The sequence below is a fragment of the Duganella sp. sic0402 genome (assembly GCF_019219065.1).
In the GTDB taxonomy this organism is placed as follows: domain Bacteria; phylum Pseudomonadota; class Gammaproteobacteria; order Burkholderiales; family Burkholderiaceae_D; genus Rugamonas.
The window spans coordinates 1-18943 of sequence record NZ_JAHUWK010000021.1 but is presented as its reverse complement, the minus strand read 5'-3'; the positions used below and the strand labels follow the sequence as shown (position 1 = coordinate 18943).

General features: G+C 52.5%; 15 protein-coding genes. 7 read left to right on the top strand and 8 right to left on the bottom strand.

Annotated features, from left to right (window positions below; genetic code table 11):
- The first annotated feature begins 141 nt into the window (after positions 1 to 141).
- Complete coding sequence (locus KW842_RS26900; RefSeq protein ID WP_373925245.1) at positions 142 to 459, top strand: plasmid partitioning protein RepB C-terminal domain-containing protein; 318 nt, start codon at positions 142 to 144, stop codon at positions 457 to 459.
- 295 nt (positions 460 to 754) lie between these two features.
- Here the strand turns inward: KW842_RS26900 and KW842_RS26895 are convergent, their stop codons facing one another.
- From KW842_RS26895 to KW842_RS26875, 6 genes are all read right to left on the bottom strand, one after another.
- Positions 755 to 2683, bottom strand: coding sequence for a TniQ family protein (locus tag KW842_RS26895; protein WP_218307236.1), 1929 nt, complete (start codon positions 2681 to 2683; stop codon positions 755 to 757).
- A gap of 15 nt (positions 2684 to 2698) precedes the next feature.
- Positions 2699 to 3703: a TniB family NTP-binding protein gene (locus KW842_RS26890; RefSeq protein WP_218307234.1), complete on the bottom strand. Its 1005-nt coding sequence runs from the start codon at positions 3701 to 3703 to the stop codon at positions 2699 to 2701.
- 2 nt (positions 3704 to 3705) lie between these two features.
- A complete protein-coding gene (locus tag KW842_RS26885; RefSeq protein WP_373925244.1) occupies positions 3706 to 4806 on the bottom strand; it encodes a hypothetical protein in 1101 nt (366 codons plus the stop codon).
- Positions 4807 to 4952: 146 nt separating this feature from the next.
- On the bottom strand, positions 4953 to 5687 hold the full coding sequence (locus KW842_RS27590; protein ID WP_229223935.1) for a hypothetical protein: 735 nt from the start codon (positions 5685 to 5687) through the stop codon (positions 4953 to 4955).
- Complete coding sequence (locus KW842_RS26880) at positions 5668 to 6234, bottom strand: TnsA endonuclease N-terminal domain-containing protein (RefSeq protein ID WP_218307230.1); 567 nt, start codon at positions 6232 to 6234, stop codon at positions 5668 to 5670. Before KW842_RS26880 ends, KW842_RS27590 begins: the two co-directional genes overlap by 20 nt.
- A gap of 331 nt (positions 6235 to 6565) precedes the next feature.
- The gene (locus tag KW842_RS26875; protein WP_218307229.1) at positions 6566 to 6979 is read right to left on the bottom strand and encodes a helix-turn-helix transcriptional regulator; all 414 of its coding nucleotides are present in this window, start codon (positions 6977 to 6979) and stop codon (positions 6566 to 6568) included.
- A gap of 390 nt (positions 6980 to 7369) precedes the next feature.
- On the opposite strand from KW842_RS26875, the gene KW842_RS26870 reads away from it, so the two are divergent.
- Positions 7370 to 10402 (top strand): DEAD/DEAH box helicase, encoded by a 3033-nt coding sequence (locus KW842_RS26870; protein ID WP_218307227.1) that lies wholly within the window; start codon positions 7370 to 7372, stop codon positions 10400 to 10402.
- Positions 10403 to 10563: 161 nt separating this feature from the next.
- Here the strand turns inward: KW842_RS26870 and KW842_RS27920 are convergent, their stop codons facing one another.
- Positions 10564 to 10752, bottom strand: coding sequence for an antitoxin (locus tag KW842_RS27920; protein ID WP_229223934.1), 189 nt, complete (start codon positions 10750 to 10752; stop codon positions 10564 to 10566).
- 128 nt (positions 10753 to 10880) lie between these two features.
- On the bottom strand, positions 10881 to 11708 hold the full coding sequence (locus tag KW842_RS26865) for a WYL domain-containing protein (RefSeq protein ID WP_373925243.1): 828 nt from the start codon (positions 11706 to 11708) through the stop codon (positions 10881 to 10883).
- Positions 11709 to 11845: 137 nt separating this feature from the next.
- Here KW842_RS26865 and KW842_RS26860 point away from each other — a divergent pair, with 137 nt between their 5' ends.
- The 5 genes from KW842_RS26860 to KW842_RS26840 all read left to right on the top strand — a co-directional run bounded on the left by KW842_RS26860 (position 11846) and on the right by KW842_RS26840 (position 18823).
- The gene (locus tag KW842_RS26860) at positions 11846 to 15496 is read left to right on the top strand and encodes an ATP-binding protein (RefSeq protein ID WP_218307226.1); all 3651 of its coding nucleotides are present in this window, start codon (positions 11846 to 11848) and stop codon (positions 15494 to 15496) included.
- Positions 15497 to 15508: 12 nt separating this feature from the next.
- Positions 15509 to 16132: a hypothetical protein gene (locus tag KW842_RS26855; protein WP_218307224.1), complete on the top strand. Its 624-nt coding sequence runs from the start codon at positions 15509 to 15511 to the stop codon at positions 16130 to 16132.
- A 6-nt stretch (positions 16133 to 16138) separates the two neighbouring features.
- On the top strand, positions 16139 to 17371 hold the full coding sequence (locus KW842_RS26850) for a hypothetical protein (RefSeq protein WP_218307222.1): 1233 nt from the start codon (positions 16139 to 16141) through the stop codon (positions 17369 to 17371).
- Positions 17368 to 18216, top strand: a complete 849-nt coding sequence (locus tag KW842_RS26845) for a hypothetical protein (protein ID WP_218307220.1) — start codon at positions 17368 to 17370, stop codon at positions 18214 to 18216. Before KW842_RS26850 ends, KW842_RS26845 begins: the two co-directional genes overlap by 4 nt.
- A 154-nt stretch (positions 18217 to 18370) precedes the next feature.
- Positions 18371 to 18823 (top strand): hypothetical protein, encoded by a 453-nt coding sequence (locus KW842_RS26840; protein WP_218307219.1) that lies wholly within the window; start codon positions 18371 to 18373, stop codon positions 18821 to 18823.
- Positions 18824 to 18943: the final 120 nt, after the last annotated feature.

Sequence of the window (18943 nt, the reverse complement as noted above, 5' to 3'; positions counted from 1 at the left end):
CTAATGTTGATTAAGATTAGGAGCGCAACTTAGTGAATTCAGTATCGAGAAAAATCAGCCCCGAATGCTACCGACGATGGCGCTGACTTTAGATCAGAAATGGCGCGTTGCCAAAGACCTGCTGGCGGCCAGGCGCCCAGCGTGCAGCGAAGCTACGCGCAGGCCTTGTTGGTGGCCACGCCCAGCAACATGGTTGTCGGCGAAACCAAGGCCAGAAAAATGTCTGGTGTGAGCGCTGATCAGATGGCGAAAATAGAGAGAGAAATGGGAAATCTGCAGGCGCAGTTCAAACTTGCAGAGCAGTCCTATGGCCAGGACGTCCTCAACTTAGTATTAGCCAGGGGGTATTTGGCGAAGCTGATGGCCAACGACTCTATCCTGCGTCACCTGACAAAACATCACCCGGATGTGTTGAACGAATTCGGCGCCATCGTGAACATGGTGGCGCTGGACAAATAGCCGGCAAATACTCGGGTGTGATCGTTGAATTCCTTCCTGATGGTAGCTCGTAGTGCTGCCCGCGTGGACGACACTGTTCTTTAACAACCTAAATGTATCAAGGGCCATCGTCGCCGAGACGCCGCTGTTGCATCCGCGCCGGAGAGGATGGCCGACAGGCACGCCGCTGGCCTGCTCATTGGCAATAGGAACAGGCTAATGAGCAAACAGCGGCACCTAAGCCTCGCTGAGTCCGAGGCCATCTCGATCCGATTAAACGGGCAAGAAAAGGCCGTGTGCTCGGTATCCAGAAATATCAATCCTGAGTGGTCCGGGTGAAGGTATCAATCAGACTGGTGATGACAGCGGCAGGCCTTCGTTTTGCTTTTCTTAGCTCACAATCGACACTTATCTGACGAAGTGCCGCGTCTATCATGGAGTTGCGCTCATAAAGATAAACATGGCCGGCGTCGATTCCAGGCCCGCTAATGGGGTAGATTTTTAAATCCTTGAGACTTCGCACAATGTAGCCAGGTAGCCAGCCGTATGTCTCCCTGATTTCATGGCAAAGAACGTATTGATCCGTGAAATCCACCAAGGCCTTCTCCGACACGAGAGGATGGGCCAGCTCTGTATGGTTAGTCCATGCGATGCGGCCTGTCAGCGTTAGGTGATATACAGCTTGCTGCCTGATCCGCAATCGACGTGCCGTCTCAGGTATAGTAAGGAGATCCTGACGATGGCTGCGCCGACGCTCCGCTATCCATGCCACGAGCTTAGTGCGGTCGAACAACCACGTGGGAAGTTGGCAATCGACATTGGAGACTGCCACAGGCAAGATCTCGCCGAGAAATATTGCAACAATAAGTGCGGGAAACAGAAAGGGTTCGTGCAGCCAATATCGAAGTGCATAGTCCAGCGACACCAGCTCCGGTCTTCCTTCCTCGGATACATGAGGAAGGTCCTGTGCAAGCCCGAGAACAGACCCTAAATTTTCCTTTGGTATCCCCCAGCGCGAGATTTTTCCCTCTTTCGGTTTGAAGATTGATCCGATGGCCTTTCCATGAAGGAGCTGCGCCATCCTTGACTTTTTCAATCCGAGCATCTGGCATGCGTTTTTGAGATCAACCACATTTTCCAGCGCAGAACGCATGGCGGCAATTTGTTCACGACTTACGCATGTAACCTTTCGGCCGAGTTGCGTTGTAGTCACGTGCGCGTCGATCGTTCTTTGGTCGATTAACAACTGCAGTTTCCGTTTCGTGGTGTTCAATTCGTTTGCCATTGCATTGATGGGCACCCAGACATGCCGTCGACGAAGATCGACCGATAGTCTAGAGTTGCGTTCGGCTAGCGAACCGCGCCACGTGCGGGCGACATAGGCTTCAAAGCCCTGATGCAAGAACGTGTACTCTGGTTCCTTCAGTTCTTTGTACAGATATTGGTAGAAGAACCCAAAGCGTTTGGATAGTCGTTGATCGTTGACCGATATTTCTCCCGCCTTTCGTAGAGAACCGAGCAACTTGAAGAACGAGCCAGGCCATTCGATAAGAATTTCAGCGGCGGCCAAGACAAGTGGGTGCGCGATTTGCATATCGGGGAGGTTGCTAACTTTTTGTGAAAATTTTCGGCCACCATTTACGGCATATGCACCGAGCATGAAGACTACCTTGTTAAGTTGTGCGATCGAGAGTAGTTGTAGATGTTCTGGCCCAGACTCGGCTTCTCGGAGCTTCATAGCAAAAAGTTTGGATAGTTCACACTCATGTTTCGTTGCCTGAGTAGCCGTTGCGCTCGCAAGCCCCGTTGCACAGTCGCAGCTCGTTAGACTGCGACGTTTCCAGTTCAATTTTGTGTTGCAATGGCTGCATTCGTCGACCAGCAATACCTCATGCAACGGGCAGCTCGTGACAAGTGTCAGCTCCCACTCCCAGCGCCATTGTGATCCCTCGCTCAAGCAGCAAGGACAATAGCGACTAAAGCGTCGGTTCCAAAGTGGGCGTGGTCCGGTCTCGACAGAAAATTGTGGAAGGATCTCATCCAGGTTGGTGACATTTCCTGGCCACTGTTGAGAACCCAAGCGTTGATACAATACGTCGATCGACCTCTGACGTGTCGGCCAAAGTTGAGCGATTCCCGCTAGGCCATTAGCCTCCGACAGTCGAAGAAGATAGCCGTTCATGCCTTCGTCAGCAAAACGGGAGGGACGCACCAACAATGCTTGAATTGGATTTCGTACATTCATAGAAGTCTTTCTTATCTATAGGCTGGCGTCTGCAGCCTTATGTGTTACTGGATCATCCCAGAGCTCAAAGGGCTCCCCGGCCTTATTAAGTTGACGAAGAATTGCGTCAGGGGTGAAAGGATTGAGTGCCGGCGGGACACCATTCCAGACGGACTCCTGAAATGCGAGTGCAAGCGTGTTCAAATCAATTTCAGTTGATTCCTGACGCCCAACAATTTGCACGGCCTCATCGATGATCTTTGCGATGTAGTCAATCAGACCGTTGGTCGCCATGAAGAAGCGGCGCGCGAGGTTGGCCTCATGAAGCTCCATGCACTTTACGGGTAGGCGAGAGTGGATCTCCTTGAGGATGCCTCGAAACTCCTTTTGCGTCTCTTTCGACTCATATGTGAATGAACGCAGATGAGCCCCCGACGAGAACCGCCTGGCAAGCTGTTCGTTCATCCTAATGACAGCGGATGCACGGGGAAGCCCTACCACGACGACTGGAATTCCTGCGACGTTGAGTACGCTCTTAAGCCAATCGGTTACTTGGCTTGCTGCGCTACGTCGCGGCGTATCGCAAAAATGTTGAAACTCATCGATTATCAGTAGCTCGACTTGGCATGCCCGAAGCAAAGTAAACATGCGGCGCGTCTTCTCCCCGGTTGATCCTTTATCGATATGAGGATCTCCCAAGGCATGCAGGATCGCTTCCACAAGATTCTTCACGGACGGCGCTGCAGGAGTTTCGACCACGAGCACCGGTACGACGGTTTGTTCGGAGTGGTCGCGTCGTGGAAAGCGGGCGCGATAGTACTCGAGGAGTGTCGTCTTCCCGGAGCCAGACTGGCCAGTAATGAGTAGCCCGATTGAGACATGGGCCAAACGGCCGCGGTTATGTACATGTTCGATCTTGCGCAGACTTTCACAGAAGGCATCGAATTCGATGATCCGATGCCGAACGGAAAATTCGATAAGAGAATTTTCCTTGCTATGAATGGCGGTGCTGGAAGGATGCGGTTGTTGAATATGTTCCATGGTCACGCCTGCTTCCAAACCGTGCTTCTTTCGGACGAGCGAAAGACCGGTAGTTCATCATCGAGGCCCGCGTCGAGTGGCGCCGCCGCCGCCGGCTTCGCCGACTTGGGAGTCGACTTTGCCCGTTCAAGCGGTGACTGCTCACCTCTGAGGATTGACTCGCTGTCATGCCGCAGAAGACTAGCGCCGCGTTTTCTCATTTTCATTTTCTTGTGACTGAGTGCGGTGGTGACAATTTCTTGAATTTCTGCTTTGGCCTCTAACAATCTCGCCGCATTAAAGCGATTGCCGTGCTTGACTCGAACGGCGGCCTGAATCAGTGTATGAACGTGTCGTGTCAATCCTGCGGTATAGTCCCAATCGGTGGCCGGAACTCGAAGATACGAAGCGGTATACGGATCGAGAACGTGGATGTACGAGATGTCATCTTCATAGTATTTGAGGCTCAACTTCAACTTCGATTCCGCGCCCGCGCGGCCGAAGATGGCTTGAAGATCTGCGCTGTTGTAAAACAGATTGTCCACTTCCAGACCATAGCGGAACAATGTCCGTTTGGCGGGAATGCCGACGAGGACGTCCATCTGCTCCGGATGTGCCGGTAGTTCAATGGAACGCTCGCCAAGTCCGTCCGTCCATTTGGCAAGTGGCGTCATACCTAGTTTTCGATGTTTCGAGCAGTGGTATACCTCGACGACCCATTTTGTCATCAGATGCATAAGAGTTTTCAGATCAATCGCGGCGACCTCCTCCGATGGGTAGTCGCCGCGCTGATCAACGTTCGAGAAGACACTACCTGGAAGTCGGTGTATGAGGCCTTGACTGATTGTTCTAAAAAATCGTTCGACGGAGCCCTTATATTCCGGCTCCTTGGCGGGACAAAACAGAAGTTGAATGCCCATCTCCTCGCAGATCTTCACGAATGCGTCAGAGTGGAGGTCCATCCCATTGTCGCTTGCGATTAGCTCAGGAATACCATGACAAGGCCATGGCTCTTTGATATCAGGATATTTCATCAGCCATGCTTCCTTTGGTAAAACTGCTCGTTTGAGGCATTGAAGAATGGAGAAGGAAGACGGTTCATGAAAGCAGACGTAGAAGCCCATGATCATCCTGCTGTAGCGGTCAATTGCGACAGTCAGCCATGGACGACCAAGAGGTAGTGCGGTGTCTTCGTCAATGACAATAAGGTCGAGCGGGGTGTGGTCTACCTCGATTCGTTCCAGAATCCGCTTGACCTTTACTGAACCAGTTACCGGCCTGTATTTTCTTTCGGCGGCGCGCTTCCCAAGTCTGGCCTGATCAACCAGGTCTTGTTCAAGGGCGGCAATGCGTCGATAGATGGTTGCTCGTGAAGGACATGTGACTTGCAGGTCTTTGTCGGCTTGCTTATTTGCGATTCTGATGTTGAGGCACATTTCGTCATAAACAGCAGACGACGGATGTTTTTGCGGGTCGAGATAAATTTTAGCCAGCGCCTCTTCGAAGAATGCGTCTGCGCTTGTGATGCGCGGTCGGCCAGAGCGTTGGCGCCGTCGATCAGACGCGAGACGGACTTGGTGTTATGGTATGCGCGCCACCAGCGATAAATGGTGATTGGACTAGGCGCATTCGCGTCTCCAAGCTCGGCAGCAATTCTTTTTATGTGCGGTCGCAACTGCTCTGCCACCGACATCTTTAATTGATCGCCCAGCTTGGTCAAATAGTACTGTCGTCGCGTAGCAGCCGCTCGCAAGTCCTCGCGATACGAAGAGAGATCACGTGGTGTCGCTAAGTAGAAGGCATTCTCAGTGCGTGAAATGCTCTCTTCATCAACTATGAGCTCACGTTTTTCCCATCGAGTGAGGATCTCGCTTTGCGACAGCGTCATGACTTCGCCTTGTTCATCCTCCAGTTGAAATTTTTGGTTCACCAGTCTGCGCAGGAGTGTCCAAATGCGTTGGCGCTCGAAAAAACGTAGTCCTTTTCTAAAAGAAAAGCGAATCATTTGGCGCTCCTTTGAAAGTGGTGTGAATAGCGGTGCCATTTTGAATTGGCTCATTGAGGTCGCAGGTAAGGAGGCCTGCGGCGAGCAGGCGAAAAACTAAGGTAGGTCCACCAAACACTTCGGAAAAGTCGGCGAACGACGCCGACGTTCGTGGCTCCAGTGCGCTCAGCAGCGTGTCCAGGTGTAAGGGCATCAGTGTTTCGCGGCGGTGATATGCCAGGAGTTTTAGGTTCGACAATCGGGGTTCTTTCCGGATTTCGTCGTCTGTCAGAATCCAGAATTGGCGTGCCTGACGCTCATACTGCGCGGCGATGAGGGAGAAACGCGCCCTCGTTGTGCGACCTTTTAGTTTCTCAGCCGGCTTCACCTCGACATGGGCGACTGATCCATTGCGAAGAGTCACGGCAAAGTCTGGAAAATATTTCCGGGGCGATGAATCGTCATAATAGATTTCGACGGAAGGTTGTTCTTCGTACGAGACCACTCCAGGTGAAAGCTCGAACAGGATGATCGCGTCCCGTTCGAGCAAGGATTCCCACGCAACCATTCGCTGGTTCTTCGTGGATGGGAAAAGGCCGCGGATGTGCCGACCTGATCGTGTGACAACCTTCCTCATTGCCATAATTGCTACCTCGTCAAATTTGCAGGCGTAACGGCGCCCTCGCGACGTTTTAGTCGACGTCGCGTATATAAAAAACACGGAATTTAGGGCGCAAAATCCCCTACCTTGGGAAATAGGCCAAAGCGATCGTGTTACGAATGAAGGGGAGCGGCTTGACGCGCGCAGTCGGTAGCGCGATACTGGAGATTCCTAGGTCCCCGTAGCACGCAGCTATGGCTTACCAAAAACGGGGCAAGCCAATAGGTTTGTCCCGTTTTTACATCTGGGCCTCCGTCTCTTTCGAGCCTACCTTCTCCGGGAGCTGCAGATCAATCATGGGCACGTCTAAGCTTAAAAGTGCCCGGATTGCTTGAAGTTGAGGAAGCGGAATGCGATCGATTTTGTCCCACAATTCGCTGCAAAGGCGGAACGCGTCTGGATGAACCTCACGTGGAAGGACGAACCTTTGTTGTGATTGTTTAACAACCTTGGCGAGCTCGTCCTGCTCTTGAGCTGTCATCTTGAAGGCACGAATTAGACGGGTGAGGAACTCCTCGTTTGTCGGGCTTTTTGTGCCCAGTTCGAGGCCGGAGATGTAACTCTGCTCATAGCCCAGCATTTCGGCAAGCTTCGTTTGGCGAAGGCCAAAGCGGTTCCTAAGTTCCGAAAGATAAACCGAAAAGGGGCTCATTTTATTGCTTTTGCAAAGTGAGTAAAACACAAAAGATAGTATTTGGCGTAAAAAATGTCAATAAGTCTTTGATTTTAAAGGAATTGTGACATAAAAATAGCAGAATTCCGACGTTGGAAAAAAGGTGGCTGGCGTTCCCAATCTGGCCGGTTGTGCTTGAGATCCCAAGTTAATTAGCATTCCTCATATTGGACCCGATTGGGCAACTATAGAAAAGTTAGTCACTATAAAAATTTGATACTTGGATCATAGATTAGGAATAAAATTGCCTTTCCAGCAGGAAAAGGCGTCTGTATATGAGACCGTGCCTGCATACAATGTTTAGGCTTATCGCCAGCGAAGCAGATGCGCGGTGTCGGCGCGGGAAGGGAAAGAGTGGATCAAGCCACAATGAATGACCTCGGGATTGACCAGGGCATATGGGTCGCACTACGCGAATGCCAGAAGAACGCAGTCCGGTGCGGCATCGGTTATCTTAACAAACCACTAGTTCAACAGGATCACAAAGCCTGCTTACTCAGCCTTCCCACCGGTGCAGGGAAATCAGGAGTTATATCGACGCTTGCTCACTACGCGCCGCAGAATAAGGTACTTGTCCTTTGTCATAGGCGTTACGTCTGCAATCAGCTAGCCAAGCAGATCGCAGGGGAGTTCTTTAAGAAGGCGGCGCCAGAGTCCTTGACCGCACAGCGAACTGTACATCGCTCGATCCAGGACATTGATCAGAATGGCATATATGTGACGACTTTCCAGATGCTCTCTCACCAGACGCCGGAGCAGCTTGCAAAGGTCCGGGAGCAATTTGATCTTATCATCATCGATGAAGGTCACTCTGAACCGTCGCCGGTATGGCGCACTCTGGTTCGTGGAACGCATGCCCATCGAATCATAGTCACTGCAACTCCTTATCGTAATGATCTCTTCCAGTTTGACGTAGGTACACAAGCAAGTTACATCTACACTTTTGCGGAGGCTGCCGAGGACGGAGTTTTATACGCTCCGAGCGTGGCGTCTGTGAATGAGCATGAACTCGACGCCGTTATTTCAGCTTTCTTAGCAAAGGATTCAGAGCTGAAATGCATCGTTAAGTGTAAGAATTTCGACGAAGTCCAGCACTATTTCGGGCGGTTTTCAAAGCTCGCGCCGACGATTGCAGTGCACGATGCCTATAAGAATGATTCACGACAAACTGAACGAGTGTCGGTTCCACAAGACATCGCGACTAGTTCGTACCGCATCCTAGTTCATCAGCATAAGCTTGATGAGGGCGTTGATATCCCCTGTGCGAAGATGCTAGTCCTAACCTACGTAGTTGGTAGCGGACGGGAGCTCGTTCAGACAATCGGTCGCGTGGTCCGCGCGTTCAATGGAAGCGATCCAGTTGTGATCGAATTGGGTGGCGACTCAAACCAAGTCATGTGGGAGAGCTATCGTGACTTCGATGCGTCGCTTAGAACAGCGGCCGGAGTATCGAAGTTCCTTACCTCGTTAGACAGTGCGAAATTGATCGAGCTGTACTTGGACGCATTCCCGAAATACAGCTATCACCAGAGCCGGTTCGTGGGGAAATTTGACATTAATAATTTCGACCCAGACAAGGCGCTAGTCATTCCGACAGCATCAATTTGTTTCCTCAATACGCACAACAGTTTCTCAATGGATCAGGCGTTAGACACGCTATATTGGCGCGCGACAAACTGTGGAGAGTTATGCAAGATTTTTAAGTCGAACAGCACTTCGATGCATGTCGTGTTATCCATAGCGTTCAATAAGTCCAGGTTCTTGGCGAACGAACTTTTCTTCGAGCCTAGCCTCGAAATCACATTGATGCGTGTACTGAAGAATGGCGTGGTTGCTGTGTTTGACAGCCGAGGTCGATCATTCTCAGGCGATACGGAACTTGGATTGACGCTTCCTCTGCCGCAGGAAAAGCTGTTAAAGGTCATGATACGAGACGGCCGCATGCGCCCAAAGGAAACAAGTACACGTGCCATTGGAAAGCCAGCTCGCCGGCCAGAATCAATGCACTTAAAGGGCCCAAATCTGGACGAGCTAGGAGGACAGCAACAATTTTCCGGTTACCGAATGTCAACGTTGAAGTGCGATACCTTGAACAACCAAGGGAAGAAATCTGGAACTTTCTATGTGGGCGTCGACGCTGGACGAATCTCAGACCACAAAGATCGTCAATTCAGTTTGTCTGACTTGGACGAATGGTTTGAGATGATCGAAGAGTGCTTAGCATCGAACGAGGTAGCGACTAGCCGTGTATTAAGTGCGTTTGCCAAGCCAATTGTCCCTAGTAGACCGCTTGAGCTTGAAGCGCTGATGTTTGAGTTTGACGGCGGAGAAAATCCGATTATTGTAGAGGTTGACGGAGCGCGAAGCGAGTTCGACGATGAGTTTGCTTTCTACCCATGCGTCAATCAGTTCGAACTAATCGAAGGAATTCAGGGAACAGTCATCGATGTTAGTGTGAACCTGCAGGAACCCTACTTAACTTTTTCACCTCGGGCAAGTATGGAGGTGCACGCTGATGGAGTGGATAATATCAACGACCTTCTGACTAAGAAATTGGGCAAAGCGCTGTTCAAGGATGGCATCACATATTCCGGAGGTAGATTCTATGAATTGTCCTTGCCAACAAAGGGGGGATTTGAAATCGAGAAGTCTGAATTGGGCAATATTATCGTTGGACTCCCAGCGTTGCTGCAGACAGGCCTGACCGAGAAGGGGACGAATACAGGAGCGATAAATGACGAATTTGATTCGTTGTCCGTGTTCTACCAAATCGATAAACTGAAAAACTTCTCGCTAGCCAACCCCTCGCTCCAAGACTTAGGCCCCTTCTACGACTATGTCACTCATCCAGATATTCTGCTGTGCTCCGATATGGGAACAGAACCGGCAGACTTCGTCGTCTCATCAGCAGACAGACTTGTTTATATTCATGTGAAATGTGGGTCTTCGAGCAAGCGTCCGGAGTCATCTGCCGGTGCAATTGCTGAAGTCGGCTCACAGGCGGTGAAGAACTTGGAGATGCTTATAACAAGTGACCGCAATTTACTTGCCGCGAACTGGACCGAGCTTCTTAATGACTGGCCTACAAACGGAGCGGCAAATCGCCTCAAAAGTCGTATTCGCATGCTGGATCGAAAGCGTTTCGATGATTCAACCTCGGATTTGGAATCAGAGATGACGCGCCTGTGGGGGCTCATCGCCGATAGACGGAGGAATCACGCGGTAAAAAAAGAGGTGTGGGTCGTTGCGGGAAACAGCTTCTCGAGAAATCATTTTGCCACCCAAATGAATCTCGGTGCGGCTGGGAGCAGCGAATCGCTGCAAGCCTATCAGCTAATTCAGGGATGGATTGGTGCATGCTCCAACCTCGATGTTGAGCTTCGCATCTTCGCTGCTCCATGAGGTTACCAGCCTCGGTACTATGCATGTAGCCATCCAGCGGCTGACCCCGGTCACGATGTAGATCTTCGATGACGGTGTCGAAATTCCTGGTGACGTTGCAGCCATCGGCGAGCTCGGGCAGCAGCCTGAACGGGACAACACGCGGTCGGCCCCCCAAAGGTTTAGGGTTTTGCTGTTCTTGGCTTGGCCGCAATGATGGCGCGCATCCGAGCCATTACCTGGTCATGCGGAACGCTGGGGCGCGGGTCGTCAATGGCTTCCTGCACCTGTGCGCGGAACCAGCGATCGTACCCCTCCGCTTCCTCAGCGGTGGCGCACTCTGATTCAATCGGGGGGAAAGGGACTTTCATAGCCTCTAGGCTACACCAGGTCGGGCGCGTCGGCCAGCACGTCGGTTACTCATTTGACTAACCTCCCATCGGTCTGCGTGGTGGGCAATCGATGTGAACGATGTGTGTCGGGTCTGAACTAGTAAAATTTATTTCAGTTTCTTGAGCTCAGCCACAAACAGCTGACGAGCGGCTGGGTCTTCAGTCTTGGCTGATTCGAACTTCGCTTTGACATAAAAGAGCATCGATTCTCTCAGCTTGAGGGTGAGCTCCAAATCATCAGGCAGTTGGTATTCCCCACCGATGGCTTGCCGCTGTTCAGCTTCGAGCTTTGGGTTGGGCGTGACGAGAACATCCACGAAAGTGTTCCACTCGTTGTCAGCCGCAGGATCGATGTCCGTTTTATCCACATCGCGCGTAACAAGTATGCGCCCTAGTACAAAGTCGAGGAATTTACGGCGTGTATGGCAGAACGCTCGCACGTGCCAGCGCTCCCCGTCTGAGGCAAATGCGTGAGGCGATATCCAGCGCCATTCGGGGGCAAGGCCCGTCATGGATTGGTATTGCACCTCGATTTTCCGTCGCTCTCGCACACCCTCCACCACCACCAAAAGTACGTCAGGGCTTGCGCGCCGGAGAGGTAGTGGCCAACGGACGAGGGGCACCTGCGCTGATGGCATGTCAGCAAATTCATCTAGGGTGTCTGGCTGAATCAACGCCGGAGAAAAGCCAGGCTGCGGGATGTACCGTCTACGGGACTGGTTGTACACCATTTTTCCCGGGAAGCTGTCCATGTAGAGACGAAAATCTTTCGCCGCCTGAACGGTCGTAACCTCAAATGTGCCGACCAGGTCGGCTCGCTGTACTTCTCCCTTCCAGAAGAGGCAACGCTCGATATGCATGAGCCGCTGGCGAATACTCGTCGGAAGCGGCGCCGTCTCCGGAGGCGGCAATAGAGCAATTCGGGATTGGGTCACGCAGGAGTCCTGTGATTTCGTACAGTATTGACAGATGTTAACACAAACAGTTAAGTTTCGATATATGTAAATTAAATTTACGGGTAAATAATATTTACCCTATTTCTTATCCCTATCCAAACTTAAGGAGTGCCTTGATGATCGTCGAGAGTTCGCCCCCGGTGAGTCTTTTTGAATTGAACAGATTGATTATGGTGGACTCCTATACCACGGGCCGGATCACAGAGCTTCCCCTTTATGGTGGGACTGCGATTACAGGGCGCAATGGTCGGGGAAAAACCTCACTCTTGAAGTTAATCCCTGCGTTCTTCGGTGAGCGTCCAGATCGTATCGTGCGACCTGTCAGCAACCAGCAGACATTTGCCCGCTATTATTTGCCGCGGTCGACCTCGTACATCGTCTACGAATATCGCAGGGAAGGCGTGACATGTTGCGCCATTCTGTGTTCGGACGCCACCGGCGAGACGGTCGAGTATCGCTTCGTGGACGGCCCTTACCAACGCGACTGGTTTGTCCATGAGGATGGTAAATCGCTGGTGGCAAGTGCCAATTTATTCGAACGGTTTAAGCTGCGGGGCGTCACCTGCAGCCGAAAAATGCCTCTCGACCAGTACCGTGCCATTATCCAGGGAAAACGTGCCCACGGTAGCGATCTGAAGCAGCATCGACGCGACGTCTTGGCATACTCCTTTTGCCCGTCAAGTCAGCCGCTACCACATATCGAACGCATCGTATTCGGTATGTTCACCCGGAAAACGAATTTCGCCGATCTGCAGCGGATGATAGTTGCCACTGTCACCGACGCGGCAGGCCATATCTCGCTCGGAACGGAGCGCAAAAAGGTCGCGAGTTGGCCCGACGCCTACCACAGCTATTCGGCCGTCATGGCCCATGCCAGCCGCATGGGAGAAGTGGAGGCCGCGTACTTGGCGTCATTAGCGTCAGAGCAGGAATTGCGTGGCTTACATGGCCGCTTCCAGGCACTCGACGACTGTCTCAGAGCGCAGCAAACAAACCAGCATTTGGAACTCGAGGCCGTGCTGGAACAACAGGATGCCGCTGATCAGAAATTTACAACGATGCGCAACGCCATCCAGGATCGAATTCGCGGAGCCAAGCTCTCGATCGAAGATGCCGAGCGCAAGTTGAATCAGCTTTTTCGGCAAAACGAGCAGTTTGAGAAAGAAGGTATAGGGGAGAAAGCTGCCCTAGTCGATCTGGAAAGTGAAATTCGCCAGTCCAGTGCTCGTCTGCGTGAGCGCAAAGGCTTGCTGCTAGACGAGCAGTCGAATATCGAAGCGGAATATGAGAGGCTCGGCCGAAATTTGGACCTCGAGCATAGCCAGCGATCGCATGCTTTCGAACGACAGCGGTCCGGCGCAAGACAGGAACATCAGCTTAAGATGGAGGACGTGGCACGCGATTGCGAAGTACAGCAAGAACAGGCCCGTCAACAGGCGATCCCGGAAGATAAAGAGCGTCAAGAGGTACTTGAGGCTGCAAACATAACGCTGGGACTGGCGAAGGCGCAGCTACAAAATCCCCAGCCTGACGCCGGCTTGGTCGAGATCGCGACCCAACAAGAGGACAATGTCGCTCAGGCTCGCGACAAATACGATGAGAGCACTACTCAGCATGCACTCGCAGGTAATGCACAGGAGCGGGCGAGACTCGCTTTTGATCAGGCAGAACGTCAATTGCAGGTTCTGAGCGCTGAACTGAATCATGCCGAGGCCCGCCTGGAAGTACTCCTCTTGAATGCAACCCCGGACCAAGATAGCGTCCTCTATATCTTGCGCGCGCAGCACCCGCAATGGACACAAGACATCGCCAAAGTGCTGCGTGAAGATTTGTTGACCCGCACCGACCTCGCTCCGGCGATAGGTGAGCTTACTGACAGTATCTACGGTTTACGGATTGATCTGGACGCAGTCGAAGCGCCCTTGATCGCTGACGAAAATGCACTGCAGCGCAAGATCGACGCCACGCGTGATGATATTCGCAAGATCAGAGAGCGAATCGTCCAGCAAGAAGCCAGCATGACCCAAATCGCTGCCGAGCGCCTTTCAGCACAACGCACGGCTGATTCACTTTCAGCGCAAGCGGCTATCGCAAAGGCTAGCTTGACCTCGGCCGAAAAAATGCTGAAATCAGCGCGCGCGAACGTGCAGCGAAGCCGCGAAGCAGCGATGGAGCAAGCACGAAAAACTCATGATGATGCCGACCGTATGTGCCTGCAGGCAAAGGAGCGGCTTATAGGATATCGCAAGCGTATTGAGGAGGGCATCGCACAGTTGGTGGCACAACGCGACATGCGCAAGCAGGAAGGCCAGCGTGTTCTTGAACAGGTGCTTGCCGAAATCGATGTCCGGGCAAGTGAGGCTGAGAAGCGTTATACGGACCATCGCGCTCAGATCGAAGAGGACCGGACGATTAAACTTAAAGCCAGCGGTGTTGACACGGTGGCTTTGGCGCAATTGGAGGCGCAAATCAAGACGGCGCAGGAGCAACTTCTGGCCATTGAAAATGCGCGTAATCGAGTAGCCGAGTGGCGTCTCTGGCTTGCTTCCGAATGGAACGAGCGCACTCATTATGAAAACGCGCTGAGGTCAGCAAAGGAGGAGCAGACAAAAGAGGAGCACGCCAAGCTGACCTGCATGAAGTTGTGGGAAGAAGACAAGACAACCCGAGCGCAGGTGTTAAAGGCGCTCCGTAAACGAATCGAGGAAATCGTCACTGAACAGCAGAAGGTGTCCAAACATCTTCAACTGTTAGAACCCTATGCTGTTGCGGTGCATGCCGTCCCGGCGTTCGACCCCGCTTGGCAGTTGGCTGCACTTATCGGACAGTATGTGCTCCAGGTAGGGGAGCTGAAATCCAGTGAAGAGCGATTGACGCGTGAAATCGAGGCCATCAAAAAAGCGTTTACTGCGCACCGCCTCTCACCACCAGACCAATACTACGACACCCATCGTCAAGCGATAGGGCCGGATCGCGCTGGGCAAGCGAGGGAATGGGTGTCTGCTTTCAAAAATTGGTATACGAGCGAGCATTTACATTATCAAAATCTGTTGCGTGTCGAGGCTCGGACGATCGCGGAGGCGGTAAGTGACTTTCGCAATCGAATGGATAGTTTCCACCTCCGAGTCCAGCAATTCAACAGAGAGCTGCAAGAAAGTTTGAATGCTAATCAAGGCTTTGAAAGTATCGGTCAGTTGAGCGTGGAAATCGTGTCATCAATTCGCGAACTGGAGTACTGGAACACCATCCAAAAAGTCATTGATGCGCGTAATGACTGGCAGGGTGGCGAACTAGTTGACCTGCCCCCACCTTCTTTTGCCACAGCGCTGCGCGAGCTCTTAGACCATTGGCATTTAAAGGAAGGCATCCAGGCAGAATTGACCAACCTCGTTCGTATTCAGGGTGAGGTCGTCGAAAATGGCAACCGACGTCCATTCAAGAAAGCGGAGGACCTGGAAACCATTTCCTCAAATGGTCTTTCGTATATCGTGATCGTTCTTATATTTGTGGCTTTCATCAACCGGATTCGTGGCAAGGCGCCGGTTAACGTGGTCTGGGCATTGGATGAGATCAAAGATCTCGATCTTGGGAATGTGGAGTTATTGATGGACATACTAAATAGAAACAACATCACGCTGGTGTCGGCTTGTCCAGATCCAGATCCGGACGTGCTCGCACTGTTTCGCAACCGGCGATCGATTAGACTTGATCGATGCATCTACGACCCAACCATTGCTGCGTCGATTGACGGGCCAGCGGTGCACTAGAGGGAGCTACATATGTTTGAACAGGCCATGCCACTGCTGTTGGAGGGAGAGTTTATCTGTGAAGTCCGCTATCCGGACGCGTACCGCTTTCTCGCCATCGAATCGAATCAGAAGGATGTCAACGCGTATTTGGCCCGGATCGGCCGTACCCTCGTAATAACCGAGCAGCGCGGCGCATGGTATTCCGCCTATGAGCGCATTGGTCCCGATGAGAAACACGCGATCAAGGATGAATTCGCCCGCATTAAACAAAGAATTAGGTTCCTGGTTGAATTTTTTGTGAAGGCGATGCGTGCCAGCGGCATGGAAATATTTTACTCCAGAGGTGACAAAATCGAGGCACATGCACTCATGGCCGCGATCGATGGTAATCCCGGCCTGCGTGCTGAGTTTCAGGCGCTGGGGACTGTCGGACGAGGTGGCGCCACTGACGGCAAGTTGAAGGGGAGCCTAGATCGGCAATTAAGCCTACTGGCCGACGAAGGGTTCCTTATTTTAGTAAACAAAGAGCGTGAAATTTACCAAGTCACGGGCAAGATCGAATATCTCACCGAAGTCGCGCAATTCCTGATGACGGCCGAAAATATCGGCGACGACATCGAGGAGGAAGAAGCACCTCAACCACGATTGTTATAGTTCACGATGCCAGATCACCCAGACCTTGTTATTGCTCACCTGAGCGAACTTTATAAACACCGACAGCTCATCGCTACGGCATATAACCGCGGTGAGGTCGATTATTCCGACGATCCGGAAGGAGGGCGAGGGATAAGCAAGCTGAACCAGGCGCGTATTCTTCTCCCCTTCAAAGAAGGTACGTATCGTCTGGCGAGTTCACTCACCAAGCATCTTGACGAGGCGCTCCGTGTCGATAGGCTCTATTCTATGGTGGGCGCTGATGTCGCAGATCTTGATCGGCGACTTCCGGATATTGCGGACTTGGTAGCTAGCGCCATCTTTGACGGGCGCCCGGAAGATGCCGACCGCTACATCGACGAATTCGATCGGGCTGTTTTCGCCTTATCCGACAGTGTGACAGTCGCTCTGCAGTTCCTCCGTGTACTTGCCGATAACCGTTTCGCCAACGTTCCGACCTATGCGGAGAAACGCGCCCAGAACGAATTTTATCTTGGACGTGTCGAGAGCATCAGCCAGGCATTGGGTGCAATCCAGTCGAACGACTTACTACACACGCTGGAAGCCACGCCTGAGGGCGAGCGGATGTGCGAAACCTATCGCTCTCAGATCGTAAATCACCTTCCGCAATGGCGTGCCCAGCTGCTCGACATCACTGAGATTTTGCGGGACTATCTTTTCCGCACCAGGCAAATCCAACTGCTCGCAAAACGTATGCGCGCGTTTGAGCTATTTTTAAAGCGTACACCGTCCTTTATTCCGCAAGAGATCGAAGTGTTCGATGATGCGCCGGCGTGGATGCGTCGGGCCGCTGGTTTTTCATTAGTGGCGCATCCATGTGTTCAAAATCCAATCCAGGAAGAGGTGTTTTACGACATTGCGATGTCGATCCCAAGCGCCAAGCCATCCGTCAGCCCGCCACCGCGGCTCGGTGCGCTGCTGCCGGATGAACCTGGGCTGAAGGGTGACGAAGTAGCTAGTACTCAACCGTGGCAAGAAGCGCTGGCGGCAATGCTTGCCGATCTCGGAGACGTACCTGTATCCGCGCTCGCTTGGAAAGCACAGCGTCGCGACCTTGCGCATCTCGATGACGACATCTGGTTGCTGTGCCTACTACACGAGGGTTCTTTGCGCCGCAGGCGAAGCGCCGATGTGAGTTTCGATCCCATAACAATTGATACAGAGCTGTTGTGCGGGAATATTTATGTTACAGACCTATTGCTATCGAAAGTGTGTTGATGACCACAAAAATGCTCGCGCAGAGCTTATTGAAAGTTGTGCAGAGCCCACCAGAGCGAGTGCAATTCCGTGCCTCGAAGACGCTGACAGTATTCGTCGCTGAAAGCGGCATTGGCACTCTGCAGGGTAAGAACGTCACGTTTAACGCAGCGCATAAAGTCCGGATCTGCGATTGGCTGCGAGCAGACAAAATTGATCCGACTACTCCGGCGAATGCTTGGGCTGATGTTAGTCGTGCTGCAGCACTGGAATTGGGGCCTGATGAGAAATGGGCCGGACTGGCTGTACGTGCCAACCGGATTATGCTGAAGGCGCTACCGGGGCGGCCATTGATATGTGGCGGCGAATCTATCTTCCTACCACCGCGGGCTAACTTAGAGTTTGATGTCTTGGATGCGCTAGAGTGCGTTCGCCATGATTCGGTAATCGTTGTCGAAAACTGGGAGGTTTTTGAGCGCATCAACAATCTCGAACTCGATCTGCAACCTGCTGGGGACAACCCTCTTATATTGTGGCGAGGCGGCGCCCATGTCTCGATTGGCGCAGCAATAAGTTTTCTCGATGCGTTTGAGCGTGCGGTTTGGTCGGCTCCAGATTACGACCCCGAGGGGCTTGCCATTGCATCGCGCTTGCCTCACCTGAAAGGAGTCCTGGCGCCTCCGGACGAGGTGTTGCGGAGCTTGTTGAAAAAATCCAAGCTGCAGGGACGATATATCAGTCAATTGGCAGGTTCACAGGCGGTACTTGAGCATGCCCAACATCCTGATGTTCGTCGGCTGTGGTCAATAGTGAAGGAGAGTCGCAACGCGCTTCCCCAAGAACGGTTCTGTAGTGTCGGGAACTAGCGTAACAACCGGATACGCCTGCTGGCGCCAGACGGGGAGCTTTCCCGCAACGTAATGCCGTGGGTGCAAGCGCGCCGTCAAGCCCTTGGAATCGATGCCTGCTAAGTCCGTGAGAAAGTGCGTATTTCCTTGCCGGAATAATGGCGTATAGTCAATGAGTTTCGGCCGTGTCCGAGGATGCACTGCCGCCAAACTTGCGTTGGCTGGCCTGATCCGTATCCTTCTTGCATCGCGGGCAATTCCGTGTCGAGCCGAAGGAAAATTGAAGTCAGGCATCAATTTTAAACAAACTCCAGCAATGACCAATCGCTCAGCTAACGCAACGATCAAAGGCTACTTCTACCAGTTCGACCACACGGTCGTGCAGGTCCTGTCAGCGCCGTCTCCGGCTTCAGTTGTCACCGTCGAGGGCATCGAGGACGTGGATTTGGCAGCGGGCGGCGAAAGCGTCCTAACCCAGTGCAAGTATTATGAGGGCACCGAATATAACCATTCCGCCATCAAGGATGCGGTAATCCACATGCTGCGGCACTTCAAGGAGAGCGGCGGCCTCGCTGGCCCGCCATTCCGCTACCGCATCTACGGGCACTACAGCGGAGGACTGTAGTGGTTTAATGTACCCGGACACTGATTTAGGCGAGAATGCTCGCCATGGAGAGGTGTTTGATGAGCAAGCAGAGACGTACGTTTTCCCCGGAGTTCAAGCAGCATGCGGCATGCCTGGTGC